This window comes from Nocardia arthritidis NBRC 100137 (assembly GCF_001612765.1).
Taxonomy (GTDB): domain Bacteria; phylum Actinomycetota; class Actinomycetes; order Mycobacteriales; family Mycobacteriaceae; genus Nocardia; species Nocardia arthritidis.
In genome coordinates this window covers 51,486-72,052 of sequence record NZ_BDBB01000024.1, presented here as the reverse complement: position 1 = coordinate 72,052, position 20,567 = coordinate 51,486, and the positions used below count along the sequence as shown (strand labels likewise).

At 69.0% G+C, this 20,567-nt stretch carries 28 protein-coding genes; 21 read left to right on the top strand and 7 right to left on the bottom strand.

Annotation, left to right across the window (positions count from 1 at the left end; all coding sequences use genetic code 11):
- The first annotated feature begins 12 nt into the window (after window positions 1–12).
- Complete coding sequence (locus NA8_RS18620) at window positions 13–1,575, top strand: bifunctional uroporphyrinogen-III C-methyltransferase/uroporphyrinogen-III synthase (RefSeq protein ID WP_063051640.1); 1,563 nt, start codon at window positions 13–15, stop codon at window positions 1,573–1,575.
- 194 nt (window positions 1,576–1,769) lie between these two features.
- Here NA8_RS18620 and NA8_RS18615 read toward each other — a convergent pair whose 3' ends face one another.
- The 3 genes from NA8_RS18615 to NA8_RS18605 form a co-directional block, all read right to left on the bottom strand.
- The gene (locus tag NA8_RS18615) at window positions 1,770–2,042 is read right to left on the bottom strand and encodes a hypothetical protein (RefSeq protein WP_157106769.1); all 273 of its coding nucleotides are present in this window, start codon (window positions 2,040–2,042) and stop codon (window positions 1,770–1,772) included.
- Between the two features lie 113 nt (window positions 2,043–2,155).
- Entirely contained in the window at window positions 2,156–2,965 is an 810-nt protein-coding gene (locus tag NA8_RS18610; RefSeq protein WP_063051638.1) for a tetratricopeptide repeat protein, read from the bottom strand.
- A gap of 45 nt (window positions 2,966–3,010) precedes the next feature.
- Entirely contained in the window at window positions 3,011–3,796 is a 786-nt protein-coding gene (locus tag NA8_RS18605) for a hypothetical protein (RefSeq protein WP_063051637.1), read from the bottom strand.
- Window positions 3,797–3,978: 182 nt separating this feature from the next.
- Here NA8_RS18605 and hemB point away from each other — a divergent pair, with 182 nt between their 5' ends.
- The 6 genes from hemB to NA8_RS18575 all read left to right on the top strand — a co-directional run bounded on the left by hemB (window position 3,979) and on the right by NA8_RS18575 (window position 7,211).
- Complete coding sequence (gene hemB / locus NA8_RS18600) at window positions 3,979–4,956, top strand: porphobilinogen synthase (protein WP_063051636.1); 978 nt, start codon at window positions 3,979–3,981, stop codon at window positions 4,954–4,956.
- Window positions 4,957–4,961: 5 nt separating this feature from the next.
- Complete coding sequence (locus tag NA8_RS18595) at window positions 4,962–5,477, top strand: hypothetical protein (RefSeq protein WP_063051635.1); 516 nt, start codon at window positions 4,962–4,964, stop codon at window positions 5,475–5,477.
- A gap of 315 nt (window positions 5,478–5,792) precedes the next feature.
- Complete coding sequence (gene mce1N, locus NA8_RS18590) at window positions 5,793–6,275, top strand: transport-regulating membrane protein Mce1N (RefSeq protein WP_063051634.1); 483 nt, start codon at window positions 5,793–5,795, stop codon at window positions 6,273–6,275.
- Complete coding sequence (locus NA8_RS18585) at window positions 6,272–6,532, top strand: hypothetical protein (RefSeq protein WP_063051633.1); 261 nt, start codon at window positions 6,272–6,274, stop codon at window positions 6,530–6,532. The genes mce1N and NA8_RS18585 overlap by 4 nt, the downstream gene beginning before the upstream one ends.
- 57 nt (window positions 6,533–6,589) lie before the next feature.
- The gene (locus NA8_RS18580; protein WP_157106768.1) at window positions 6,590–6,820 is read left to right on the top strand and encodes a hypothetical protein; all 231 of its coding nucleotides are present in this window, start codon (window positions 6,590–6,592) and stop codon (window positions 6,818–6,820) included.
- Window positions 6,821–6,989: 169 nt separating this feature from the next.
- On the top strand, window positions 6,990–7,211 hold the full coding sequence (locus tag NA8_RS18575; RefSeq protein ID WP_063051631.1) for a hypothetical protein: 222 nt from the start codon (window positions 6,990–6,992) through the stop codon (window positions 7,209–7,211).
- A 21-nt stretch (window positions 7,212–7,232) separates the two neighbouring features.
- Here the strand turns inward: NA8_RS18575 and NA8_RS18570 are convergent, their stop codons facing one another.
- Complete coding sequence (locus NA8_RS18570; RefSeq protein WP_063051630.1) at window positions 7,233–7,619, bottom strand: hypothetical protein; 387 nt, start codon at window positions 7,617–7,619, stop codon at window positions 7,233–7,235.
- Between the two features lie 174 nt (window positions 7,620–7,793).
- On the opposite strand from NA8_RS18570, the gene hemL reads away from it, so the two are divergent.
- The 8 genes from hemL to NA8_RS33840 all read left to right on the top strand — a co-directional run bounded on the left by hemL (window position 7,794) and on the right by NA8_RS33840 (window position 15,030).
- The gene (gene hemL, locus NA8_RS18565; RefSeq protein WP_063051629.1) at window positions 7,794–9,131 is read left to right on the top strand and encodes a glutamate-1-semialdehyde 2,1-aminomutase; all 1,338 of its coding nucleotides are present in this window, start codon (window positions 7,794–7,796) and stop codon (window positions 9,129–9,131) included.
- Between the two features lie 185 nt (window positions 9,132–9,316).
- Window positions 9,317–10,123 (top strand): histidine phosphatase family protein, encoded by an 807-nt coding sequence (locus NA8_RS18560; protein ID WP_439957400.1) that lies wholly within the window; start codon window positions 9,317–9,319, stop codon window positions 10,121–10,123.
- On the top strand, window positions 10,120–10,761 hold the full coding sequence (locus tag NA8_RS18555) for a TlpA disulfide reductase family protein (RefSeq protein ID WP_084466902.1): 642 nt from the start codon (window positions 10,120–10,122) through the stop codon (window positions 10,759–10,761). The genes NA8_RS18560 and NA8_RS18555 overlap by 4 nt, the downstream gene beginning before the upstream one ends.
- Window positions 10,758–11,012 (top strand): hypothetical protein, encoded by a 255-nt coding sequence (locus NA8_RS18550; RefSeq protein ID WP_063051628.1) that lies wholly within the window; start codon window positions 10,758–10,760, stop codon window positions 11,010–11,012. The genes NA8_RS18555 and NA8_RS18550 overlap by 4 nt, the downstream gene beginning before the upstream one ends.
- A 40-nt stretch (window positions 11,013–11,052) precedes the next feature.
- Window positions 11,053–11,889, top strand: coding sequence for a cytochrome c biogenesis CcdA family protein (locus NA8_RS18545; RefSeq protein WP_063051627.1), 837 nt, complete (start codon window positions 11,053–11,055; stop codon window positions 11,887–11,889).
- Entirely contained in the window at window positions 11,886–13,532 is a 1,647-nt protein-coding gene (gene resB, locus NA8_RS18540; RefSeq protein ID WP_063051626.1) for a cytochrome c biogenesis protein ResB, read from the top strand. The genes NA8_RS18545 and resB overlap by 4 nt, the downstream gene beginning before the upstream one ends.
- Before the next feature lie 2 nt (window positions 13,533–13,534).
- The gene (ccsB, locus tag NA8_RS18535) at window positions 13,535–14,500 is read left to right on the top strand and encodes a c-type cytochrome biogenesis protein CcsB (protein ID WP_063051625.1); all 966 of its coding nucleotides are present in this window, start codon (window positions 13,535–13,537) and stop codon (window positions 14,498–14,500) included.
- A gap of 302 nt (window positions 14,501–14,802) precedes the next feature.
- Window positions 14,803–15,030, top strand: coding sequence for a GNAT family N-acetyltransferase (locus NA8_RS33840; protein ID WP_157106767.1), 228 nt, complete (start codon window positions 14,803–14,805; stop codon window positions 15,028–15,030).
- A 222-nt stretch (window positions 15,031–15,252) separates the two neighbouring features.
- On the opposite strand, the gene lppU is transcribed toward NA8_RS33840, so the two are convergent.
- Window positions 15,253–15,897: an LppU family putative lipoprotein gene (gene lppU / locus NA8_RS18530; RefSeq protein WP_063051624.1), complete on the bottom strand. Its 645-nt coding sequence runs from the start codon at window positions 15,895–15,897 to the stop codon at window positions 15,253–15,255.
- A 308-nt stretch (window positions 15,898–16,205) separates the two neighbouring features.
- On the opposite strand from lppU, the gene NA8_RS18525 reads away from it, so the two are divergent.
- Window positions 16,206–16,814 carry a DUF8020 domain-containing protein gene (locus tag NA8_RS18525; protein ID WP_040870361.1) on the top strand — a complete coding sequence of 203 codons (609 nt, stop codon included), beginning with the start codon at window positions 16,206–16,208 and terminating at the stop codon, window positions 16,812–16,814.
- 200 nt (window positions 16,815–17,014) lie between these two features.
- On the opposite strand, the gene NA8_RS18520 is transcribed toward NA8_RS18525, so the two are convergent.
- Together NA8_RS18520 and NA8_RS18515 are read right to left on the bottom strand one after the other, a co-directional pair.
- On the bottom strand, window positions 17,015–17,221 hold the full coding sequence (locus NA8_RS18520) for a hypothetical protein (RefSeq protein ID WP_043733248.1): 207 nt from the start codon (window positions 17,219–17,221) through the stop codon (window positions 17,015–17,017).
- Between the two features lie 118 nt (window positions 17,222–17,339).
- Entirely contained in the window at window positions 17,340–17,549 is a 210-nt protein-coding gene (locus NA8_RS18515; protein ID WP_040783886.1) for a BldC family transcriptional regulator, read from the bottom strand.
- A gap of 184 nt (window positions 17,550–17,733) precedes the next feature.
- Between NA8_RS18515 and NA8_RS18510 the strand changes: the two genes are divergently transcribed.
- The 5 genes from NA8_RS18510 to NA8_RS18490 all read left to right on the top strand — a co-directional run bounded on the left by NA8_RS18510 (window position 17,734) and on the right by NA8_RS18490 (window position 20,563).
- The gene (locus NA8_RS18510; protein WP_062968238.1) at window positions 17,734–18,096 is read left to right on the top strand and encodes a DUF4229 domain-containing protein; all 363 of its coding nucleotides are present in this window, start codon (window positions 17,734–17,736) and stop codon (window positions 18,094–18,096) included.
- Window positions 18,093–19,178 carry an L-cysteine desulfhydrase Cds1 gene (gene cds1, locus NA8_RS18505; protein ID WP_063051623.1) on the top strand — a complete coding sequence of 362 codons (1,086 nt, stop codon included), beginning with the start codon at window positions 18,093–18,095 and terminating at the stop codon, window positions 19,176–19,178. The genes NA8_RS18510 and cds1 overlap by 4 nt, the downstream gene beginning before the upstream one ends.
- 124 nt (window positions 19,179–19,302) lie before the next feature.
- A complete protein-coding gene (locus NA8_RS18500; protein ID WP_063051622.1) occupies window positions 19,303–19,524 on the top strand; it encodes a helix-turn-helix domain-containing protein in 222 nt (73 codons plus the stop codon).
- Complete coding sequence (locus NA8_RS18495) at window positions 19,524–20,105, top strand: Clp protease N-terminal domain-containing protein (protein WP_063051621.1); 582 nt, start codon at window positions 19,524–19,526, stop codon at window positions 20,103–20,105. The genes NA8_RS18500 and NA8_RS18495 overlap by 1 nt, the downstream gene beginning before the upstream one ends.
- 74 nt (window positions 20,106–20,179) lie before the next feature.
- Complete coding sequence (locus tag NA8_RS18490) at window positions 20,180–20,563, top strand: phage holin family protein (RefSeq protein ID WP_063051620.1); 384 nt, start codon at window positions 20,180–20,182, stop codon at window positions 20,561–20,563.
- Window positions 20,564–20,567 lie beyond the last annotated feature (4 nt).

Here is a 20,567-nt window from a genome sequence, read left to right as displayed (position 1 = left end):
CGAGGTGCAGGCATGAGCCGAGCCACGAAGAAGCACCCCGGTCGCATCCTTTTCGTCGGATCGGGTCCCGGTGACCCGGCGTTGCTCACCGTCCGGGCCCGTGAGGTGATCGGACGGGCGACGCTGGCGTTCACCGACCCGGACGTCGACAAGGGCGTGCTCGCCCTGATCGGTACCTCGGTCGAGCCGGGGCCGGACGGGGAACGTCCCGTCGACGTGCGGCCCGCGCTCGGCGAGCCCGCCGAGGTGGCCAAGACGCTGATCGCCGAAGCGCGCGCCGGGCACGACGTGGTGCGTGTGGTCGCGGGCGATCCCCTGACCACCGACTCGGTGATCGCCGAAGTCAACGCCGTCACCAGGTCGCACATGGTCTTCGAGGTGCTGCCCGGCCTGCCCAACGGCTCCGCGGTGCCCAGCTACGCGGGCATCGCACTGGGTTCCGGGCACACCGAGGCGGACGTGCGCGGCGAGGTCGACTGGGCCGCGCTTGCGGCCGCCCCCGGCCCGCTCGTGCTGCACGCGACCTCCGGGCATCTCGCCGAGACCGCGAGCGCCCTGGTCGAGCACGGCATGGCGCCGCAAACCCCGGTCGCGGTGACGGTGCGGGGCACCACCCGCCAGCAGCGCACCATCGAAGCCACCCTGGCCACGCTGAACAGCGCGGCCTCGGAGCTGGTCGGCCCGCTGGTGGTGACCATCGGCAAGGTGGTCGCGCACCGGTCGAAGATGTCCTGGTGGGAGTCGCGCGCGCTGTACGGCTGGACCGTGCTGGTGCCGCGCACCAAGGATCAGGCCGCGGAGATGAGCGAACGGCTCGTGACGCACGGCGCCATCCCGATGGAGGTGCCGACCATCGCGGTCGAGCCTCCGCGCAGCCCCGCCCAGATGGAGCGCGCGGTCAAGGGTTTGGTCGATGGCCGCTACCAGTGGGTGGTGTTCACCTCCACCAACGCGGTGCGCGCGGTGTGGGAGAAGTTCGCCGAGTTCGGCCTGGACGCGCGGGCGTTCTCCGGCGTGAAGATCGCCTGCGTGGGCGAGGCCACCGCGGAGAAGGTGCGCTCGTTCGGCATCAACCCCGAGCTGGTGCCCAGCGGCGAGCAGTCCTCCGAGGGGCTGCTGGCCGACTTCCCGCCCTATGACGACGTGTTCGACCCGGTGAACCGGGTGCTGCTGCCGCGCGCCGACATCGCCACCGAGACGCTGGCCGAGGGCCTGCGCGACCGCGGCTGGGAGATCGACGACGTGACGGCCTACCGCACGGTGCGCGCCTCGCCGCCGCCCGCGGAGACCCGCGAGATGATCAAGACCGGCGGCTTCGACGCGGTCCTGTTCACCTCGTCCTCCACGGTGCGCAACCTGGTGGGCATCGCGGGCAAGCCGCACGCGCGCACCATCGTGGCGTGCATCGGCCCCAAGACCGCCGAGACCGCCATCGAATTCGGTCTGCGCGTGGACGTGCAGCCCGACGTGGCCCAGGTCGGTCCCCTGGTCGAAGCGCTGGCCGAACACGCGGCCCGGCTGCGCGCCGAAGGCCTCCTGCCGCCTCCGCGGAAGAAGAGCCGCCGCAGTAGGTAGCTGTATTCGATTGCTCGGTCTCGCTGCCGGGGTGCCCGGGCGAGGCGGTTGATATCGTGCGGCGCGTTACGACCTGCATCGTGATGTGGGCTCGTGCCGGGCACCGAGATGGTCGCCCTTTCGTTCGTGCGCGGTCGCGAAGGCGCGCTGCGATACCGCCTTCGCGACCGCGAGCCCGGAACGAGGATCGGCGCTCAGTACCGCTTGCGCATCAAGGTGCGGACCATGGAGCAGGTGGCGTCGGACGGAAATCGGATGCCGATCACCTCGGCGGTGTGCCTGATCCGCTTGTTCGTGGCATAACTCGGGGCGTAGACGCCGGAGTCGAGCAGCGCGATCGCCAGGCGCATCGCCTTCAGCCGCCGGTTGTGCAGGACATACCACGCCCGGGGACGACCCGCGGGCAGCCGGCGCTTCTCCAGCGGGGCGTAGGGGCGATCGATGAGAACGGTTTGTGGTGTGCGCATTGGCATCCCTCCCGTGGCGATCGGGGGCGGAAGCCCCCTCGAACGTATCTTCGATTCTACCGTGGGGGACCGACAAGTTCGCAGGCCACAAGGGCTTTCACGCGGTCGGCGGCTCACAGATCGTGCAACAGCCGCAGCGACTGCGGATGGCCCAGTGCCGCGGCGCGTTCCAGCCACTGCCGAGCTTCCCGCTGCGCCGGTGTGCGGCCGGTCGCGATGGCGGCGGCGGTTCGCAGCACCTCGGGGTCGGTGAAATCGCCTGCCAGGTAAGGCGTGTTGGAGGCGCGCAGTAAGAGCGCGAGATGGAACATCGAGTCGGGGTCACCCGCTTCGGCGCCCTTGCGCAGCCACTGCTCGCCCCCGGTTCGGTCGCCGCGGTCCAGGTGCAGCGCGCCCAGCACCGCCATCGCATCGGTTCTTCCGCGGCGCGCGGCCTCGGTGAGCAGGTCGATCGCCCGGTCGAATTCGCCGCGACGCGCCAGGTGCAGGCCCAGACTGCGCATGGCCGTAGGATTTCCGGCGCGAACCGCTCGTTCATACCACTGCTCGGCCTCCTCGTCGCGGCCGCGCCGATTCGCGAGTACGCCCATGTTGCAGAGGGCTTCGGGCAATCCGCGCTCGGCCGCAGGCCGCAGCCAGCGCTCGGCCTCGTCCAGATTTCCGCGCTCGGTGTGCAGCAAGCCCAGCTGCATCCCCGCCGCCGCATTGCCGCGCGCGGCGGCGGTCTCCAGCCAGCTGATGCCCTCGCCGATCCGGCCGTCGGCCCCCAGCAGGGCGCCGAGCATCCCCATGGCCGGCGCGCTGCCACCCGCGGCGGCCCGGCGCAGCCAGTGTTCGGCGCCCGCCGTGTCGCCCGCATCCCACAGCGCTTCGGCGCGTCGTTGCATGGCGAGCAGTTCGACCTCACTCGGTCGCTCGGTCATCTCAGCACCCCGCCTCGCGAGACTCCGCGGAATCCACGCTGTCCATCATCGCGCCTGTTGGAGCGGGGCGCGGTACCCGTTCGCCCGCGCGTACGCGGCCAGTTGCGCATCGTAGTTGCGGAGGCTGTCCAGCAGCCAGGTGTGTCCGGTGTCCTTGACGACTACGATCGGCCCGCGGCTGCCCGGCGGAAGCGTGGGCACGGAGCCGTCGAGGTACCAGGATGTGGTCGACCACGGGAAGATGAAGGCCCAGCCGATGTCGGCGACCCGCTGTGGCGGACCGAGCTGCATGGGGTCGGCCGGGGTGGCATGGCGTGCGCTGTGCTCGGCGAGCAAGTGCCGTGCGCTGTTGCGGGCCACCCGCACGTCCAGCGGCCCCGAAGTGGTGCAGGGGAACCGCAGGCTGATTTCCGCCCCGGGGCGCAGCAGTCGGCCCGCCTCTTCCAGCACCCGGCACGGCCTGCTCCGCAAGCGCAGGAAGACGCAGCGGGCGGTGTCGGAGAACCACAGCTGGACCGTGGCGTCCTCGGTGCCGCCGACCAGATGCGTCCCCCGGCTGCGCACCCACTCGTGCTCGTCGGGACGGATGCCGAGGCCGGGAAAGGCTACGTGCGCGCAGGGCATCACCCCGGAGGCGGCCGATTGCCGGGCGAGGAACTCCACGCTGAAGTTCTGCCCGGTGGCGTCGGTGGCGCGCCAGGTTCGCAGTGCGGTCGCGGGCGGGGGCAGACCGTCGGTCAGTACCGGCCACCAGTCCGACAGCAGTACCGCCACCCACGACTCGAAGTCGGCGGCTCTGGCCAGCGAGATGTCGATGTGCGGATCGGTCATGCTGTCCCCCAGCGGGTCTCGCCCCTAGTCGGAGTATGCGCCTCCGCGCGCAGTGCGAGGTGTGATTTCACACACCGTTATCAGTCGGATGACAAGGCTGATCGCCGCGTAACGGGCCGGGGGGCGCAAGCGGGCGACGGGCGCTCGCGACAGCCGATCACACCGGGCGTATCGTGCGATTCATGACCGGAATGGACCGCCCACGGCGGTTGCGCCGCACCCCGGCTTTGCGTCGTCTCGTGGCCGAAACGACACTCGAACCACGACAATTGGTACTACCGATGTTCGTGGCCGACGGCTTGGCGGAACCGCGCCCGATCGGCTCGATGCCGGGCGTGGTGCAGCACTCGCTGGACTCGCTGCGCAAGTCGGCCGTCGAGGCCGTCACGGCCGGTGTGGGCGGCATCATGCTCTTCGGCGTGCCGTGCCCGGAGGACAAGGACGCCGTCGGCAGCGCCGCCAGCGACCCGCGCGGCATTCTCAACCGCGGCCTGCGCGCGCTCGCCGAGGAGGTGGGCGACTCGACCGTGGTCATGGCGGACACCTGCCTGGACGAGTTCACCGACCACGGCCACTGCGGCGTGCTCGCCGCCGACGGCGCGGTCGACAACGACGCGACGCTGGACCGCTACGTCGAGATGGCGCTGGCCCAGGCCGAGGCGGGCGCCGACCTGCTCGGCACCAGCGGCATGATGGACGGCCAGGTCGGGGCGATCCGGCGCGGCCTGGACGCGGCCGGACGCATCGACACCGGGATCCTGGCCTACTCCGCGAAATACGCCTCGGCGTTCTACGGCCCGTTCCGGGAGGCCGTCGACTCCTCGCTGGAAGGCGATCGGCGCACCTACCAGCAGGATCCGGCCAACCGCCGCGAGGCGATCCGCGAACTGGAATTGGACCTGGCCGAGGGTGCGGACATCGTCATGGTGAAGCCGGCCATGTCGTATCTGGACATCCTGCGCGAGGTCGCCGATCGCACGACGGTCCCGGTCGCCGCCTACCAGATCTCCGGGGAGTACGCGATGATCACCGCCGCCGCCGAGCGCGGCTGGATCGACCGCCGTGGCGCCGTCCTCGAGTCACTGATGAGTATCCGCCGCGCGGGCGCGGACATCGTGCTCACCTACTGGGCGACCGAGGCCGCGAACTGGCTGTCGTGACGAATATGGCGGGACCGTGCGCCGCGGGCCCGGCCCGGCCCCCGATGCCGGAGGACGTCGGTACCGCGCGGCAGCTGTGGTGGGGTGTGATCGGCTTCGGCGTCGTGCAGTTGATCGCCTCGATCGTCGCCGCGCTGGATCAGCGGCGCACGTTCGCCGAAGAGGTCTTCGAGCAGGCCAGAGTGCAGGATCCGCAGGTCACGATGGCCAGCGCTGAGTTGATGGTGTCGCTGGTCTATGTCGTCGTGGTGCTGATCGGGCTGGGTGTCGCGGCGCTGGCGTCGGTGATCGTGCACCAGTTCGGGCGCGGCAAGCCATGGGCGCGCACCGTGCTGACGGTGGTGGGCGCCTGGGTGGTGGTGATCGGCGTCGGCGCGCTGCTGGCGATCGACGCGGTGGCCGGGACGGCTTCGCTCGTGGCGGGCGGCGCGTCCATCGTGCAGGCGGTGCTGGCGGTAGGCGCCATCTATCTGTCCCACCGGCCCGATTCCACCGCGTACTTCCTGCCCGGCAGGCGCTGATGCAACACGTTCCCAATTTGTCCGAGACAGTCCGGCATGTATGGTGAGGGTTGTCACAGTGGACGTGGGAACCGGTAGTCGTTCGTCATGCGTTGTCGTGTATTTCGTGCGGGAACTCGGCAGATGGCTCCGGAGGATCGGAGGCATCGATGCGAGTGGTGATCCAGCAGCCGCACAGCATTCGGCGGGATCTGGCCGTCTTGAGTCTGTTGATCCTGTTCGCCGTGTTGACCGTCGCCGTGCTGTTGCTGCCCGGCCTGAGTCGCTGATCTCACTTCTCGCCATGTCGGCGCGCGCTGCCGCGGGAGGCCCGGCATGACCGCTGCCGCCGTCTTGTTCGCCGAACCCGGCGCCCGCTGGCGCGCGGTGGCCTACGGGCCGATCCTGTGCCTGGCCGTTCTCGTCCTCGAATTCGTTACAGGTGGCGCCGTACACTGGTTCGCCCTGGTGTTCTGCGCCGCGCTGATCGCGGGTTTCGTCGCACTGCAGGTGGTCGCGGGCAAGCGGCACGTCAGTGTCGAGCTCACCGCGCAGACGCTGCGTTCGGGCACCGAGTCGCTACCGCTGGATTCGATCGCGGAGGTCCTTCCCGAGCGCGACGAGGATTCCTGGGACGACGAGGAGTGGGAGTCGGCCAGGGCGCTCGGCGAGCTGAGTGGGGTGCCCCGCCGCCGCACCGGCGTCGGGCTGCGGCTGGCCGACGGCGGCCTGGTGCAAGCATGGGCCAGAGACCACAAGGCGCTGCGAACGGCGTTGACCGAAGCCGTCCAGCGCAGTTCGGACGGAGTGGACCGATGAGGCGCTGGATCGTCGCGGTGCTCGTGGAACTGGATCTGTTCGTGCTCGCCCTGATCGCGGCGGCGCTGAGCGCGCGCGCAGGCGTGCGCACCACCGACTTCGCGCCGGCCGGCGACGCCCCGGGTTTCACCGCCATCCGCTACACGGGCCCTTGGTGGTTGCTGGCCACGTTGCTCGTCGCGGTGGCGGGTGTGCTCGCCATCGACGCCGTGGCCCGGCTCCGGCGCGTTCGTCGTGGCGCCGCGACCGGCGGCTGATCGGCGCGAGTCCGCTTGCGAGCGTTTGACCTCGCGGAACGCGGGAATGCCACGGACATGAAACCAACTGTCCAGCGAACACTTTTCGGTGCGGTGGCGGCCGGTGTGATCGGCGCGGCCGCAGCCGCTCCCGCCACCGCGTCCGCCGAAGCCGTTGCCGGAACACCTGTTCCGGCGACACCGGTTTTCGCCGCTACTGCGCCCGCACCGTTGCTGCATTTGCTACCCACGCCGTTGGCGTGCCTGGTGACCACCGGGTTCGCCAAGTTCTGCCTGGGCCTCACGTAGCCACGGATTGCCTGCGAACCGCTGCGGACGGCGCGCGAGCGAGTTACCGTGCAACCGCGCTCCGTCCGCTGCCCGATGCCTGCCGACTGTGCGCTTTGGCTGGAATGGCTCTGGGGCCGTTAGTATTTCGGCCGTAGTTGGAACGCGCGTCAATGAAGGAAAGTGTTTGATGAACCGGTTCGCCGTGAAGATCTGTGCCGCGTTTGCCGTGGCTGCCGCCCTCGGGATCGGGGCCGCGCCCGCGGGCGCGAACCCGGGATTGCCCCTGGAGAACGCGAACCCGGTCGACGCGCCGATTCTCGTGCCGGATTCGGGCTCAGCGGGCCCCTACAACGGGTTCATGTGCTTCCTGCACACCATGTCGGCGCAGGTCCCGTGCATGTACGCCTGACGGCGGCGTCCCGGCGCCCGCTCAGTTCCAGTGCTGGTAGATATCCAGCACCCGGCCGTTGCGGGCGCCGGGAGCGTTCAGATAGACGGTGACCGTCCCGTCCGGATGGCCTGCGGCCTCCAGCACCACTTGGCGCAAGGTGGCGTGCACCGCCCCGCGATCGTCGCGGTAGATCGCCGAGTCGTCCTTCAGCCCGGCGCCGATCCGGTTCGGCGGGACGACCATGGTGACCAGCGCCGGGATCGGTCCGCCCGCCAGCATGGTGGTCGCCGTGTGGTCCAGCGGGATGGCCAGCCGCGCCTGGTCGAGTTGATCGAACGGCTGCGCGGCGGCGGACCCGGCCCCGAGAGTCACGGCGGCTCCCGCGACGACGGCGAGCACACCCACGCTGACGATGGCAATCCGCATGCAGACCCTCCCGAATGATGGACGAATGTGAGCTGAGACTACGCACCGGCAACCGTCCAGCGATCGAATTTCGCGCGAACCTCACCTCGGCGTGTTGCCGGACGGCTGCGGCCTGCATCACTGCACTACACCCTGTCGTCGAACCGATTTTTCGGTGCTGCGAGACTGGAACGCGTGAGTTCTTCTCCGCGCGTGACCAGTGCGACGGTGCCGGTTTCCGCTCAGCTGTTCGACCGGGCGAGTTCGGTGATTCCCGGGGGCGTCAACTCTCCGGTGCGGGCATTCCGATCCGTCGGCGGCACACCGCGATTCATCGCCTCGGCCGCCGGCTGCACGCTCGTCGACGCCGACGGCAACGAGTACGTCGACCTGGTCTGTTCCTGGGGGCCGATGATCCTCGGCCACGCGCACCCCGCGGTCGTCGAGGCGGTGCGCCGCGCGGCGAGCGGCGGCCTGTCCTTCGGCGCGCCGACCGAAGCCGAGATCGAACTCGCCGAGGCGATCGTGCGCCGGGTCACGCCGGTGGAGCGGGTCCGGCTGGTGAACTCCGGCACCGAGGCAACCATGAGCGCGGTCCGGCTGGCCCGCGGCTACACCGGCCGCACCAAGATCATCAAGTTCGCCGGTTGTTATCACGGTCACGTCGACGCGCTGCTCGCCGACGCGGGCTCCGGCGTCGCCACGCTCGGCCTGCCCACCTCGCCGGGCGTGACGGGCGCGCAGGCGGCCGACACCATCGTGCTGCCCTACAACGACCTCGACGCCGTTGCCGCCGCGTTCGCCGCGAACCCCGGTGAGATCGCCTGCGTGATCACCGAGGCGGCGGCGGGCAACATGGGCGCGGTCGCGCCGCTGCCCGGCTTCAACGCGGGCCTGCGCGCCCTCACCACCGAGCACGGTGCGCTGCTCGTCATGGACGAGGTGATGACCGGCTTCCGGGTCAGCAGTGCGGGCTGGTTCGGCCGGGAAGGCGTCGCGGGCGATCTCTACACCTTCGGCAAGGTGATGAGCGGCGGACTGCCGGCGGCCGCGTTCGGCGGACGCGCCGAGGTCATGAACCACCTCGCGCCGCTCGGCCCGGTCTACCAGGCGGGCACGCTGTCCGGTAACCCGGTCGCGGTGGCCGCGGGCCTTGCCACGCTGCGGGCGGCCGACGACGCGGTCTACGCCGCGCTGGACCGCAACGCGCAGCGGCTCGGCGAGCTGTTCGGCTCGGCGCTGACCGCCGCGGGGGTCGGGCACCAGGTGCAATTCGCAGGCAATATGGTGAGCGTGTTCTTCGCCGAACGCCCGGTCACCGATTACGCCGCCGCCAAGGCGAGCGAGACCTGGCGCTACCCCGCGTTCTTCCACGCCCTGCTCGACGGTGGCGTGTACGCGCCGCCGAGCGCGTTCGAAGCGTGGTTCGTCTCCGCGGCGCTCGACGAGGACGCGTTCGACCGTATCGCTGCCGCCCTGCCCGCCGCCGCGCACGCGGCGGCGGCCGCCACCCCCGAAGGATCCCGCGCGTGACCTCCGACCTCGATCAGCCCGATGCCGACCGGCGCGAGCCGGCCAAGCCGTCCGCCGAGCCGGACGTGACCGCGACCAACGGCGCGGTCGCCGTCGCATCGGTCATCGACCCGGTCGCGGAGGCGACCGTGATCGACGCGGGTGAGCAATTCGCCGCCGCGACCCGGTCCGCGACCACCGAGCCCATGGCATCGAGCCTGGTCGACGCGGGCGCTCACTTCGCCGCGGCCGCGGGGGCGACGGCGCAGGCCGGGGCAGAAGAGGACCCCGAGGCCGCCCCGGCGCAGGACGAGGCCCCCGAGCCGGTCGAGCGCGCCGAGGGCCGGATCAGCGCCGCCGAGCGGGTGCACGACGGCGGCGCCGCCATCGAGACGATCGTGCACGTGCTGCGGCACGGCGAGGTGCACAACCCGAATGGCATTCTCTACGGCCGCCTGCCCGGCTTCAGCCTCTCGGTGGCGGGGCGCGCGCAGGCCGCCGCCGTCGCGCGGACCCTGGCCGATCACGACATCGCGCTGGTCATCGCCTCGCCGTTGCAGCGCGCCCAGGAGACCGCCGAGCCGATCGCCGCGCAGCACGACCTCATCGTCCGCACCGACGAGAACCTCATCGAGGCGGGCAACACCTTCGAAGGCCTGCGCGTGTCGGTCGGCGACGGCGCGCTGCGCAAGCCGCGGCACTGGTGGAAGCTGCGCGACCCCTTCACCCCGTCCTGGGGCGAGCCCTACCTGCAGATCGCGCACCGCATGCTGGCGGCAGTGAACAAAGCCCGGGTCGAAGCGGCCGGCCGGGAGGCGGTGCTCGTCTCGCACCAGCTACCGGTGTGGACGCTGCGGCGGCTTCTGCAGGGGCAGCGGCTCTGGCACGACCCGCGCCAGCGGCAGTGCTCGCTCGCATCGCTGACCTCGCTGGTCTATCACGGCGACACGCTCGTCGACATCGTCTACTCCGAGCCCGCGGGCGGCTCGGACCCGTCGGTGCACGGCGCATGACCCGCTCCACCGCGTTCCCCCTCCCGCCCTCGGTGCGCACCGGGCGGGCACTGCCGGTTCTGCTCGCGTGCGTGGCGCTGATCGCCGCGCTCGCGGGTTGTTCGACCGGTTCGGACGCGGTGGCCTCGGGCGGCACCTTCGAATTCGTCTCGCCCGGCGGCAAGACCGACATCCGCTACGACCCGCCCGCCGCGCGCGGCACCATCGGCAAACTGGCCGGCCCGGACCTGATGACGGCGGGCAAGACCACCTCGGTCGAGGACTACCCGGGCAAGGTCGTGGTGCTCAACCTGTGGGGCCAGTGGTGCGGTCCGTGCCGCGCCGAGGCGCCCGCCCTGGAACAGGTCTACGAGGCGACCAAGGACAAAGGCGTCGCATTCCTCGGGATCAACGTCCGCGATCCGCAACAGGACAAGGCCCAGGATTTCGTGGTCGACAACAAGGTCGGCTACCCGTCCGTCTACGACCCGTCGATGCGCACGCTCTTGGCGCTCGGCGGGAACTTCCCTACCAGTGTCATCCCCACCACGCTCGTCCTCGACCGGCAACACCGGGTCGCCGCGGTCTTCCTGCGGTCCCTGCTGGCCGAAGACCTACAGCCGGTAATCGAAAGTATCGCCGCGGAGGAATCACAGTGAATCGCGACCGCCGTACCCGCCACCTGCGTGCCTGCCGGCCACGGCAGGGCGCCCGACGCATCGGCGGAGGATGGGCCGTCGACGACCGGTGGGCGGGCATCGCCACCGTGCCGCGCAGCGTCGCCGCCGACTCCCTCTTGGACTTCGCCGTATTCGAGGCGGCCGAGGAACCCACCGCCACCGAGCGCAAGGTGTCGTTGCGCCGCGGCGCCGGACGATCGCCAGAGGACACGCCGGAGGAATCGGTGTGACGCTTGCGCGCACCGCGCCGCATAACGGGGAGAACCTGTGATGGTGCTCGCCGGAGTCGGTGATTCGTTCCAGCAGACGGCGGCCTCCGGGCCGCTGCTGCTGGCGCTCGGCGCGTGCCTGCTCGCGGGTCTGGTGTCGTTCGCCTCGCCGTGTGTGGTGCCGCTCGTGCCCGGCTACCTCTCCTATCTGGCCGGACTGGTCGGCGCCGAGGCGCCGCCCGCCACCGTCGCGCAGGCCACCGGGGGCCGTACCGGAGGAGCGGTGACCGCCGCCGAGTCGCTTCGCTCGGGGCGGATGCGGGTCGCGGGTGCGGCCGGCTTGTTCGTGGCCGGTTTCACCGTGGTCTTCGTGCTCGCCACGGCGACCGTCTTCGGCGTCATCCAGACCCTCAACGTGAACCGTGAACTGCTGCAACGCATCGGCGGCGTGGTGACGATCCTGATGGGCTTGGTCTTCATCGGCCTGGTGCCCGCGTTGCAGCGCGACACCCGGATGGAGCCGCGCAGGCTCACCAGCCTCATGGGCGCACCGCTGCTGGGTGGAGTGTTCGCGCTGGGCTGGACACCGTGCCTGGGCCCCACGCTCTCCGGCGTCATGGCCGTGGCCGCGGGTACCGACGGGACGACGGCGGCGCGCGGGGTCGCGCTGATCGTCGCCTACTGTCTGGGACTCGGTCTGCCGTTCGTCGTGCTGGCCTTCGGTTCGGCGAGCGCGTTGCGCGGGGTGGGGTGGCTGCGCCGCAATTCCCGCACCATCCAGATCATCGGGGGACTGTTGCTCGTCGCGGTCGGCGCCGCGCTGGTCACCGGGGCGTGGGACCAGTTCGTCGCCTGGGTGCGCGACGCGTTCGTCTCCGAGGTGACCTTGCCGATATGACCGTGACCGACCAGCCGACGATCGAAAGCACCGAGCGGCCGCCGCGCCAATCCCTGCCCGGACGGGCCTGGGCATTGCTGCGCAACACCTGGCGCGGGCTCACCAGCATGCGCACCGCCCTGGTGCTGCTGTTCCTGCTCGCCTTGGCCGCGATTCCCGGCGCGTTGCTGCCGCAGCGCAATCTCAACGAGCAGAAGGTCGAGCAGTACATCGCCGGCCGGCCGACGCTCGGCCCGTGGATGGACCGCTTCGAGCTGTTCGACGTGTTCTCCAGCTTCTGGTTCACCGCCGTCTACGTGCTGCTGTTCATCTCCCTGGTCGGTTGCATCCTGCCGCGCACGATCGACCACTACCGGGCGCTGCGCACACCGCCGGTGCGGGCGCCGCGCAATCTGACCAGGCTGCCGCACCACTACTCGGGTCTGGCCGAGCGGTCGCCCCGGGAACTCGTCGACCACGCCCGCGCCCAGTTGCGCGGCTGGCGCACCGAGGTCCGCCCCGGCCCCCGCGAGGGCGAACTGGCGCTCTCGGCGGAGAAGGGCTACACCCGCGAACTCGGCAACCTGGTGTTCCATCTGGCCCTGGTCGGGCTGCTGATCGCCATCGCGGTGGGCAAGCTGTTCGGCTACGAGGGCAGCGTCATCGTGCTGGCGAACAACGGCCCCGGCTTCTGCACCACCTCGCCCGCGGTGTTCGACTCGTTCAAGGCGGGCAACGTCAACGACGGCACCGGGATGACCCCCATCTGCGTGCGCGTGAAGGATTTCAAGGCCGACTACCTGACCAACGGGCAAGCGGAGATGTTCACCGCGAACCTCGCCTACCAGGCGGGCGACGACCTGCGGACGAACACCTGGCGCGATACCCGGGTGCAGGTCAACCATCCCTTGCGCGTCGCAGGCGACCGGCTCTACCTGCAAGGCCACGGCTACGCGCCGACCTTCACGATCACCTTCCCCAACGGTCAGACCCGCACCGAGTCCATCCAGTGGCGTCCCGACGACGCCTCCACGTTCCTGTCCAGCGGTGTGCTGCGGATCGACCCGCCCGGTGGCATGTACGCCACCGACGAGGAGCGCCGCAAGAACCAGATCGCGATCGAAGGGTTGTTCGCGCCCACGGCTATGTTCCACGGGTCGTTGCTGACCTCGGCGTTCCCCGCGATGAACGATCCCGCCGTCGCCGTCGACATCTATCGCGGCGACACCGGCCTGGACACAGGGAAGCCCCAGTCGCTGTTCGCGCTGGACCCGGAGCAGGTCAAACAGGGCCGGCTGGCCAAGGAGGCCAGAGTCAATCTGCGCCCCGGCGAGTCGACAACCTTGCCGAACGGCACCAAGGTCACCTTCGACGGCGCGCAGGAGTTCGTCAATCTGCAGGTCTCCCACGACCCCGCGCAGAAGTGGGTGCTGGTGAGCGCGCTGTTCATGATGGCGGGCCTGTTGGTCTCGCTGCTGATCAAGCGCAGGCGGATCTGGGTGCGGGTCTACCCGGCCGAGGACACGGCCGGTACCGTTGACCAACGACGTACTGTAGTAGAGATGGGCGGGCTGGCCAGGACCGACCAGGCGGGCTGGGGCGGCGAGTTCGACCGGTTGCGCGCCCGTCTGCTCGACGAGCACGCCGAGACCACGGGAGAGTGACCATGCCGATCGACGAAACCATCGCCAGGTACAGCGATCTCGCCTTCAAGACGGCGATCGTGGTGTACGCGCTGGTGCTGGTGCTGCTGATCTGGCAGTACGCCACGGCGCGCAGCCGCCAGGTCAGCGAGCGTGAACTGGTGACCGTGGGCGGCGGATCGACACCGCAGGGTCCCGGCCGGGTCGTCGAGCCTGCGCGCCGGCCGCTGTCGGAGCGGCTCGGCAACATGGCGTTCTCGGTGCTGATGGTCGCGATCGCATTGCACGTCGGCGCGATCGTGTTGCGTGGTTTCGCGACTCACCGCTTCCCGCTGGGCAACATGTACGAGTTCGTCACCATGGCGACGGCCGCCGCCGTGCTGGTCGGGGTGGTGCTGCTGCGCGAGCAGCGCTATCGCGCGATGTGGGCGTTCCTGCTCGTCCCGGTATTGATCCTGCTGTTCCTCGCGGGCACGGTGCTCTACGCCGACGCCGCACCCGTGGTGCCCGCGCTGAAGTCGTTCTGGCTGCCGGTGCACGTCACCATCGTGAGCGTGGGCAGCGGTGTGTTCCTGTTCGCGGGCGTGGCGAGCATGCTGTTCCTCTACCGCCTGCGCCAGCCGGACGGCCAGGAGTCCGACAACGTCCTCGGCGTCATCGCCCGCCGCCTGCCCGACGCCCGCACCCTGGACCGCCTGGCCTACAAGGCCACCATCATCGGTTTCCCCCTGTTCGGCGCCGGCGTCATCCTGGGCGCCATCTGGGCCGAGGCCGCCTGGGGCCGCTTCTGGGGCTGGGACCCGAAGGAAACCTGCTCCTTCATCGCCTGGGTCCTCTACGCCGCCTACCTGCACGCCCGCGCCACCTCCGGCTGGCGCGACACCAAAGCCGCCTGGATCAACATCGCCGCCTTCGTCGCGATGTTGTTCAATCTGTTCATCATCAACATGGTGATCAGCGGGTTGCACTCGTACGCGGGGTTGAACTGAGAGGGATTGACCTGCACATTCGTGCGGTCGACGGGTCACTCGCTCGAATTGCTTGGGTCTTCGGTACGCAGTGAGTACGCAGTAGTGCCGAGTCGGGCTTCAAGTACGCCGCCGACCGCAGTCCGCGTCGTCTCGTCGGCATCAGGCCACAGGTGAGCGTAGTAGCGCAACGTGGTCACCGCGCTGCCGTGCCGGACGCGGGCTTGCACGGTCTTGATGTCGGCGCCCTGGCGGATCAAGAGTGAGGCGTAGTAATGCCCTGTAGGTCTTGGAAGCTGAAGCCATCAGGTAGGCCGGGAAAGGTGAGTCTGCAAGTATGGCCGCACAATCAGCATGCGATGGCGCTCTACGACCGAGCCGGTTTCGAGGTCGAGGGCGTCTTGCGGGGGCATTACCGGCGCCGCAGCGGCGAGCTGTGGGACGCGGTGCTCATGGGTCTGCCGCTTTCGGCACGACTCGATGAGCGCATACCGGCAGTATTTTGCGGAACAGAAGGGTTTTTATTCGTGCGATTGCGTCGAGATAATTGAATGCGGACGTTTCAGATTGTGGCGCCCGAATTGTGCGAGATACCCTCGGTTCGCCATACGTGTAACGCGCGAGCTGTCACCGAGCGAATTAGCCAGTGGCAGAACGAATAACGTTTCGAGTCCGGTATTAAGGGACACAGAACTTCGCATGTCTGTTAATCGACCGCCGGGGCGCGGCTTCTTTGCGGGGCGGCAGCCTGTATTGCGGACGCGCAGAGCCGCCTACAGGCGGGCGACGCAGACGACGAAATGTCGCTGCTGATAAACGATTCCGCTGTCGGCCGAGCCGCAGGCGTTGACGTCGACGGTGTTCTGCTTGATGTCGATCACTCGGACAGCGCCCGGGGTGGGGATCGCGCAATCCAGTCGCTTGGGACTGCCGGGGGTCAGTTCCATGCAGCCGCCGACTATCCAGTCGATGTCCAGGCACAGCGCGGCCTGTGCCGCCCCGTGCAGGGTTTCGTTGTAGGTGTGGTCGGCGTCGGTGGGGCACGCGGCGTTCGCGGGCGCCTTCTCGATGACCTTGTAAACGGAGTTAGGGCTGCCACAAGCGGTTTTGTCGATCCCGCCCGCGCCGCCGAGCTGCACGCAGTCGCCGATGTTCACCTGCAGGCTGGTGGTGCTCTTGTTCGACGCGCCACGCATCGCCGAGGTGGTCGGCAGTGGCTCGGTGGTGGTCGGCAGCTCCTCGGTCGTCGGCGGAGGTGTCGATGTGGTTGGTGCGGTAGCGGTCTGGGCGGCTGCGGCCGGCTCCTCGGCGGGGCCGGACATCGATAGCGCGGCGACGACCACGAGGGTGGCCGCCAGTCCGGTCCCGACCATGAAGGCGGCCAGGGTGATACCGGCGCGGACACGTTGGCGCGACACGTACGTCCTCCAGAGCTGTGAACCCTTCGACCCACCTAGCGACTCGAAGTTGTGAATCTTGCGGATTGAAGACCACGCCATGCTTACACTACGCGGCACGTCCGCGTCGAGTTTTGCTTCCCAGGCGTAGCGATCCGCCTGGGAATTCACCTGCGTGTCCGCTTCGGAGGTCGAAGTGATCACAATCGGATAACGAAGCGCTCGATCGCGTGTGCCGGCCGCCAGGTCTGGAAACAAGTCACGGGCGCTGTACAGTCACACGCCATCCGGCCTCCGGAGCCGGTGTCTCGGTGAGAAGGAATTCCAGAATGAAGTTCGGCACTATTGCCGCCATTACGCTCGGTGCGGTTGCCGCAGTGGGCATCACGGCGGGGGCCGCGAACGCGCAACCCGTAGAACCGGATCGAGAGATCACGACAGCAGGCGTCGAGCAGGGGGTGGACTACCGCACCACGGTCTCGCGCGAGACCGGGGCTATCAGCACCGCCGTCGAGCACGGCACCTTCGCGGTGGTCGATGACGGAACCAAGATCAAGCTGACCTCCGATACCGGAGCCGTGGTCGCCGAAGTGCCGCTGACCTTCCAGGTTTCCGGCAGCAAGCTCTCGGTGGCGCACGAAATCTCCGACAGCGGACGGCGTCTCGCGCTCACTCCGAAGGCGGACGCCAAGGAGATCGGCGAGATGCAGCCGATCAGCTCGATGAACCGGCTCATCGCCGAGCTGAACCAGAACGTCGTCGGCGTGGTCGGCGGCGCGCTGCTCGGCGGGCTGCTCGGGGCCCTGATCGGCCTGGGTTTCTTCAGCATCATCACCGGCCCCATCGGCTTGGTCGTCGGCGCGATCGCGGGCGGAGCCATCCAGGGCGGGCAGCCGTTCATGGACGCGCTGATGGCGGTCGTCAACGGCGAACCCTGATCGATACCCCTCGGATCGGGTGGGGCAGGCGCCCCGCAGCGCGCCTGCCACACCCGGACCGGGTTGTCGATCGCCGTGGTCCCGACGGGGGAGAGGGAGTTACCCCCGGCGGATCGTCCACGGTCGATACTCGGAACAAAGAGAACGCGCGAACGCCGGATACCGCTGGACGCGTGCTATCGCGCGGGTACTGCGAACGATCAGCGCTCGGCGGAACCGGACTCGCCGTCGCGGTGCTGGCGAGATAGTCGCCAGAGGAACTCCGGGTCGTCGTCGGGTCCGATGACGCGCTTGCGCTGTGGTGAACGCGTCTGCGGGGCAGTGGGTCCGGTCCGCTCGGGGCCGAACGCCTTCCAGCACAACACCGCTATTGCCACCACCGCGATGAGTGCCAACAGGTACGTCACGTCGCTCACCTCCTGATTACGAGGGTAGCCGCGGACGTGACTCCCGCACACCGCAGACGCAGAAAATGGTCTGCGGGCGAGCGCGGACCCGAGCACGACGGGCCCGCGTGCCCTGCGATCAGCGCGCGGTCGCCTCTGTGGTCAGCGACTTGAGCAGCTGGAGTACTTCCGATTCGCGAAACCGGCGATGTCCGCCCGGTGTGCGCAGCGACCCGAGGCGCCCGGCGTGGGCCCAGCGCGTCACGGTCTTGGGGTCGACGTGGAACAGGGCAGCAACCTGGCCCGGAGTCAGCAGGGTGTCCTGGCCGCCGACGGTGATCGCAGTCATAGCAAACCTCTCCGTTCTCGACAGTTCCCTCATCAGATGGCGCCATCGTCGCACTGAAACCCCTAGGTACTCGAACCACCTACACTTGGTAAAGGGGAGGTAATAGACAAATCGGATGTGCGCCCCACCCCCGGCATTGGGCGTGCACCGGGGGCGGGCAACAGCTTCGCATAGGCTGAGGGATGTGCGTGACGCAACTCCACCAAAAGGTGCTTCCGGACAGCAAACGGCTGGCGCAGGTCGTCGGCTTGCCCGCAATCTGGCCCTCTACACCGTCGCCAGGTTGGGTCTCGTGGTAGTGCTCACCGCGGTGATCGTGCTGGCCGCGCGGCTGGTGTCGGTGGACATTCCGTTGGTGGTCGCGGCCCTGTTCGCGCTCATCATCGCGATGCCGCTTTCGCTGGCGCTGTTCAAGCGGCTGCGGGCCAAGGTCAACGAGGACATCGCCGTGGTCGACGAGCGCAGGCGCCGCGACAAGGCCGAGCTACGGGCGCGGTTGCGCGGCGACGAGCCGCCCACCCCGCCGGAGTCGGGGACGTCGTCGTGAAGTCCTGTGATCACACCGCACCGCGCGACTGGGTCGACAACGCGGTGCGGTTGATCGATGCCGACTCCCAGCGCAGCGCTGATACCCACTTGCTGCGCTACCCGCTACCCGCCGGGTGGAACGTCCAGCTCTACCTCAAGGACGAGTCCACGCACATCACCGGCAGCCTCAAGCACCGCCTGGCCCGCTCGCTGTTCCTGTACGCCATCTGCAACGGCTGGGTCACCGAGGGGACGACGGTGGTGGAGGCGTCCTCCGGTTCGACCGCGGTCAGCGAGGCCTACTTCGCGAAGCTGCTCGGCCTGGACTTCGTGGCGGTGATGCCCGCGAGCACCTCCCCGCAGAAGATCGCGCTGATCGAGGCGCAGGGCGGTCGCTGCCATTTCGTGCGGCGCCCGCCGGACATGTACACCGAGGCGGCGCGGCTGGCGGCCGAATGCGGCGGTCACTACATGGACCAATTCACGCACGCCGAGCGCGCCACCGACTGGCGCGGCAACAACAACATCGCCGAGTCGATCTTCCAGCAGATGTTGTTGGAGGCCAATCCGGTGCCGGAATGGATCGTGGTCGGCGCGGGCACGGGCGGCACCAGCGCCACGATCGGCCGCTACGTCCGATATCGCAGGCATGCGACGAAGCTGGCCGTGGTCGATCCGGAGAACTCCGCTTTCTACGGCGGTTACCAGACGCGGGACGCGGGCTACCAGACCGGAATGCCTTCGCGGATCGAAGGCATCGGCCGCCCGCGGGTGGAGCCCTCGTTCATCGGCCAAGTGGTGGACCGGATGTTCGAGGTGCCCGACGCGGCGTCCATCGCGGCGGCCAGGTTCGCGAGCGCGCGGCTGGGCCGCCGGGTCGGCGGATCGACCGGGACGAACCTGTGGGGCGTGTTCGCCCTGATCGCCGAGATGCTCGCCGAAGGGCGCGGCGGCAGCGTCGTCACCCTGCTGTGTGACGGCGGGGACCGTTATGCCGGAACGTATTTCGACGATGCGTGGGTCGCGTCCCATGGGCTGGATCTCGCGGAGCCCACCGCGGTCCTGGAGAAGTTCGTGGCAACCGGAATCTGGGACGCCTGATCGGTTCGCGCCTCGCCTGAGTGCGGGGCTTTCTTGTTCGCCGAGCGCGGAATCGGGCGCTGTCGCGCCATCACGCGTCAATTTTTGTTGACACCATGCGTGAGCGTCAATCAAAATTGACGCCATGACAGAAGCAACCACCCTGGCGGCCGCCGCGGGCAGTCCCGATCCCAAGGTCGGGCTGCGCGCGGTGCTCGCGCTACGCAGGCTGCTCGAACGTCTCGAAGCGATCCAGGTGGCCAACGCCCGTGCCCAGGGCTGGTCCTGGCAGGCGATCGCGGAAGCGCTCGAGGTGAGCAAGCAGGCGGTCCATCAGAAATACAACCGGAAAGGCAGGAATCGCTGATGTTCGAACGGTTCAGCAGGTCGGCGCGCACGGCGATCGTCATCGCCCAGGAGGACGCGCGTGAACTCCGCGCGTCGAATATCGAGGTCGAGCACGTGTTGCTCGGACTGCTCGGCCAGGCCGAGCCGGAGTTGACGGCGTTGCTCGCGGAGACGGGACTCACTCGCGACGGCGTGCGACGCGCGCTGGCCGAGCAGGGCAATGGGGTTCCCCTCGGTCCCGAGGACGCCGAGGCATTGCGATCCATCGGCATCGATCTGGACGCCGTCCGGGAGTCGCTGGAAGCACATTTCGGCGAGCACGCGCTCGACCGCGCCGCGCCGGACCCGCGACGTGGGTCGTTCCCGTGGGGTCGCGGCGGGTACTACGGGCACATTCCGTTCACCAGGGAAGCGAAGAAAGTGCTCGAACTCTCCCTGCGGGAGGCGCTCGGCCGCAAGGACAAGACCATCGAATCCGGGCATATGCTGCTCGGCATCCTACGCGCCCCCAACCAGACAACGGTGCGCCTGTTCGGCGGCCCCACCGTGATCCAGGAGTTGCGCCCGAAGGTGCACGCCCTGCTCGATCGTGCGGCCTGAGCCCGCGGACATGCGCCTGCGGAGTTCGTGTCTTCCAGCGGCGCGTGTCCGCACCCTGGGCCTAGCATTGGGCCATGCAGCTCGTGATTCGGTTGATCATCAACGCGGCGGCCATCTGGCTGGCCGCCTTCTGGGTCGACAAGATCGACATCCTCGCTCCCGAAGGCGGCAACGGCGCCAAGATCGCGGTCGTCCTCGCGGTGGCCGCTGTGTTCACGGTGGTGAACGCACTGGTCAAGCCGATCGTGAAGTTACTATCGCTACCACTGGTGATCCTGACGCTCGGGCTGTTCCTGCTCTTGATCAACGCGTTCATGCTGTGGCTGACCGCCGAGATCACCGAAGCGTTCACCGATTACGGCCTGCGCGTCGAGGGTTTCTGGGCCGCGGTGATCGGCGGCATCATCGTCTCGCTCGTGAACTGGGTGCTCGGCATCCTGGTGCCGGACGAGGACTAGTCCG

Excerpts from the sequence above, each read along its gene's own strand:
- NA8_RS18620 (WP_063051640.1), top strand. The coding sequence starts at position 13 with ATGAGCCGAGCCACGAAGAAGCACCCCGGTCGCATCCTTTTCGTCGGA.
- NA8_RS18615 (WP_157106769.1), bottom strand. The coding sequence starts at position 2,042 with ATGCGCACACCACAAACCGTTCTCATCGATCGCCCCTACGCCCCGCTG.
- NA8_RS18610 (WP_063051638.1), bottom strand. The coding sequence starts at position 2,965 with ATGACCGAGCGACCGAGTGAGGTCGAACTGCTCGCCATGCAACGACGC.
- NA8_RS18605 (WP_063051637.1), bottom strand. The coding sequence starts at position 3,796 with ATGACCGATCCGCACATCGACATCTCGCTGGCCAGAGCCGCCGACTTC.
- hemB (WP_063051636.1), top strand. The coding sequence starts at position 3,979 with ATGACCGGAATGGACCGCCCACGGCGGTTGCGCCGCACCCCGGCTTTG.
- NA8_RS18595 (WP_063051635.1), top strand. The coding sequence starts at position 4,962 with ATGGCGGGACCGTGCGCCGCGGGCCCGGCCCGGCCCCCGATGCCGGAG.
- mce1N (WP_063051634.1), top strand. The coding sequence starts at position 5,793 with ATGACCGCTGCCGCCGTCTTGTTCGCCGAACCCGGCGCCCGCTGGCGC.
- NA8_RS18585 (WP_063051633.1), top strand. The coding sequence starts at position 6,272 with ATGAGGCGCTGGATCGTCGCGGTGCTCGTGGAACTGGATCTGTTCGTG.
- NA8_RS18580 (WP_157106768.1), top strand. The coding sequence starts at position 6,590 with ATGAAACCAACTGTCCAGCGAACACTTTTCGGTGCGGTGGCGGCCGGT.
- NA8_RS18575 (WP_063051631.1), top strand. The coding sequence starts at position 6,990 with ATGAACCGGTTCGCCGTGAAGATCTGTGCCGCGTTTGCCGTGGCTGCC.
- NA8_RS18570 (WP_063051630.1), bottom strand. The coding sequence starts at position 7,619 with ATGCGGATTGCCATCGTCAGCGTGGGTGTGCTCGCCGTCGTCGCGGGA.
- NA8_RS18560 (WP_439957400.1), top strand. The coding sequence starts at position 9,317 with ATGGCATCGAGCCTGGTCGACGCGGGCGCTCACTTCGCCGCGGCCGCG.
- NA8_RS18555 (WP_084466902.1), top strand. The coding sequence starts at position 10,120 with ATGACCCGCTCCACCGCGTTCCCCCTCCCGCCCTCGGTGCGCACCGGG.
- NA8_RS18545 (WP_063051627.1), top strand. The coding sequence starts at position 11,053 with ATGGTGCTCGCCGGAGTCGGTGATTCGTTCCAGCAGACGGCGGCCTCC.
- resB (WP_063051626.1), top strand. The coding sequence starts at position 11,886 with ATGACCGTGACCGACCAGCCGACGATCGAAAGCACCGAGCGGCCGCCG.
- ccsB (WP_063051625.1), top strand. The coding sequence starts at position 13,535 with ATGCCGATCGACGAAACCATCGCCAGGTACAGCGATCTCGCCTTCAAG.
- NA8_RS18525 (WP_040870361.1), top strand. The coding sequence starts at position 16,206 with ATGAAGTTCGGCACTATTGCCGCCATTACGCTCGGTGCGGTTGCCGCA.
- NA8_RS18515 (WP_040783886.1), bottom strand. The coding sequence starts at position 17,549 with ATGACTGCGATCACCGTCGGCGGCCAGGACACCCTGCTGACTCCGGGC.
- NA8_RS18500 (WP_063051622.1), top strand. The coding sequence starts at position 19,303 with ATGACAGAAGCAACCACCCTGGCGGCCGCCGCGGGCAGTCCCGATCCC.
- NA8_RS18495 (WP_063051621.1), top strand. The coding sequence starts at position 19,524 with ATGTTCGAACGGTTCAGCAGGTCGGCGCGCACGGCGATCGTCATCGCC.
- NA8_RS18490 (WP_063051620.1), top strand. The coding sequence starts at position 20,180 with ATGCAGCTCGTGATTCGGTTGATCATCAACGCGGCGGCCATCTGGCTG.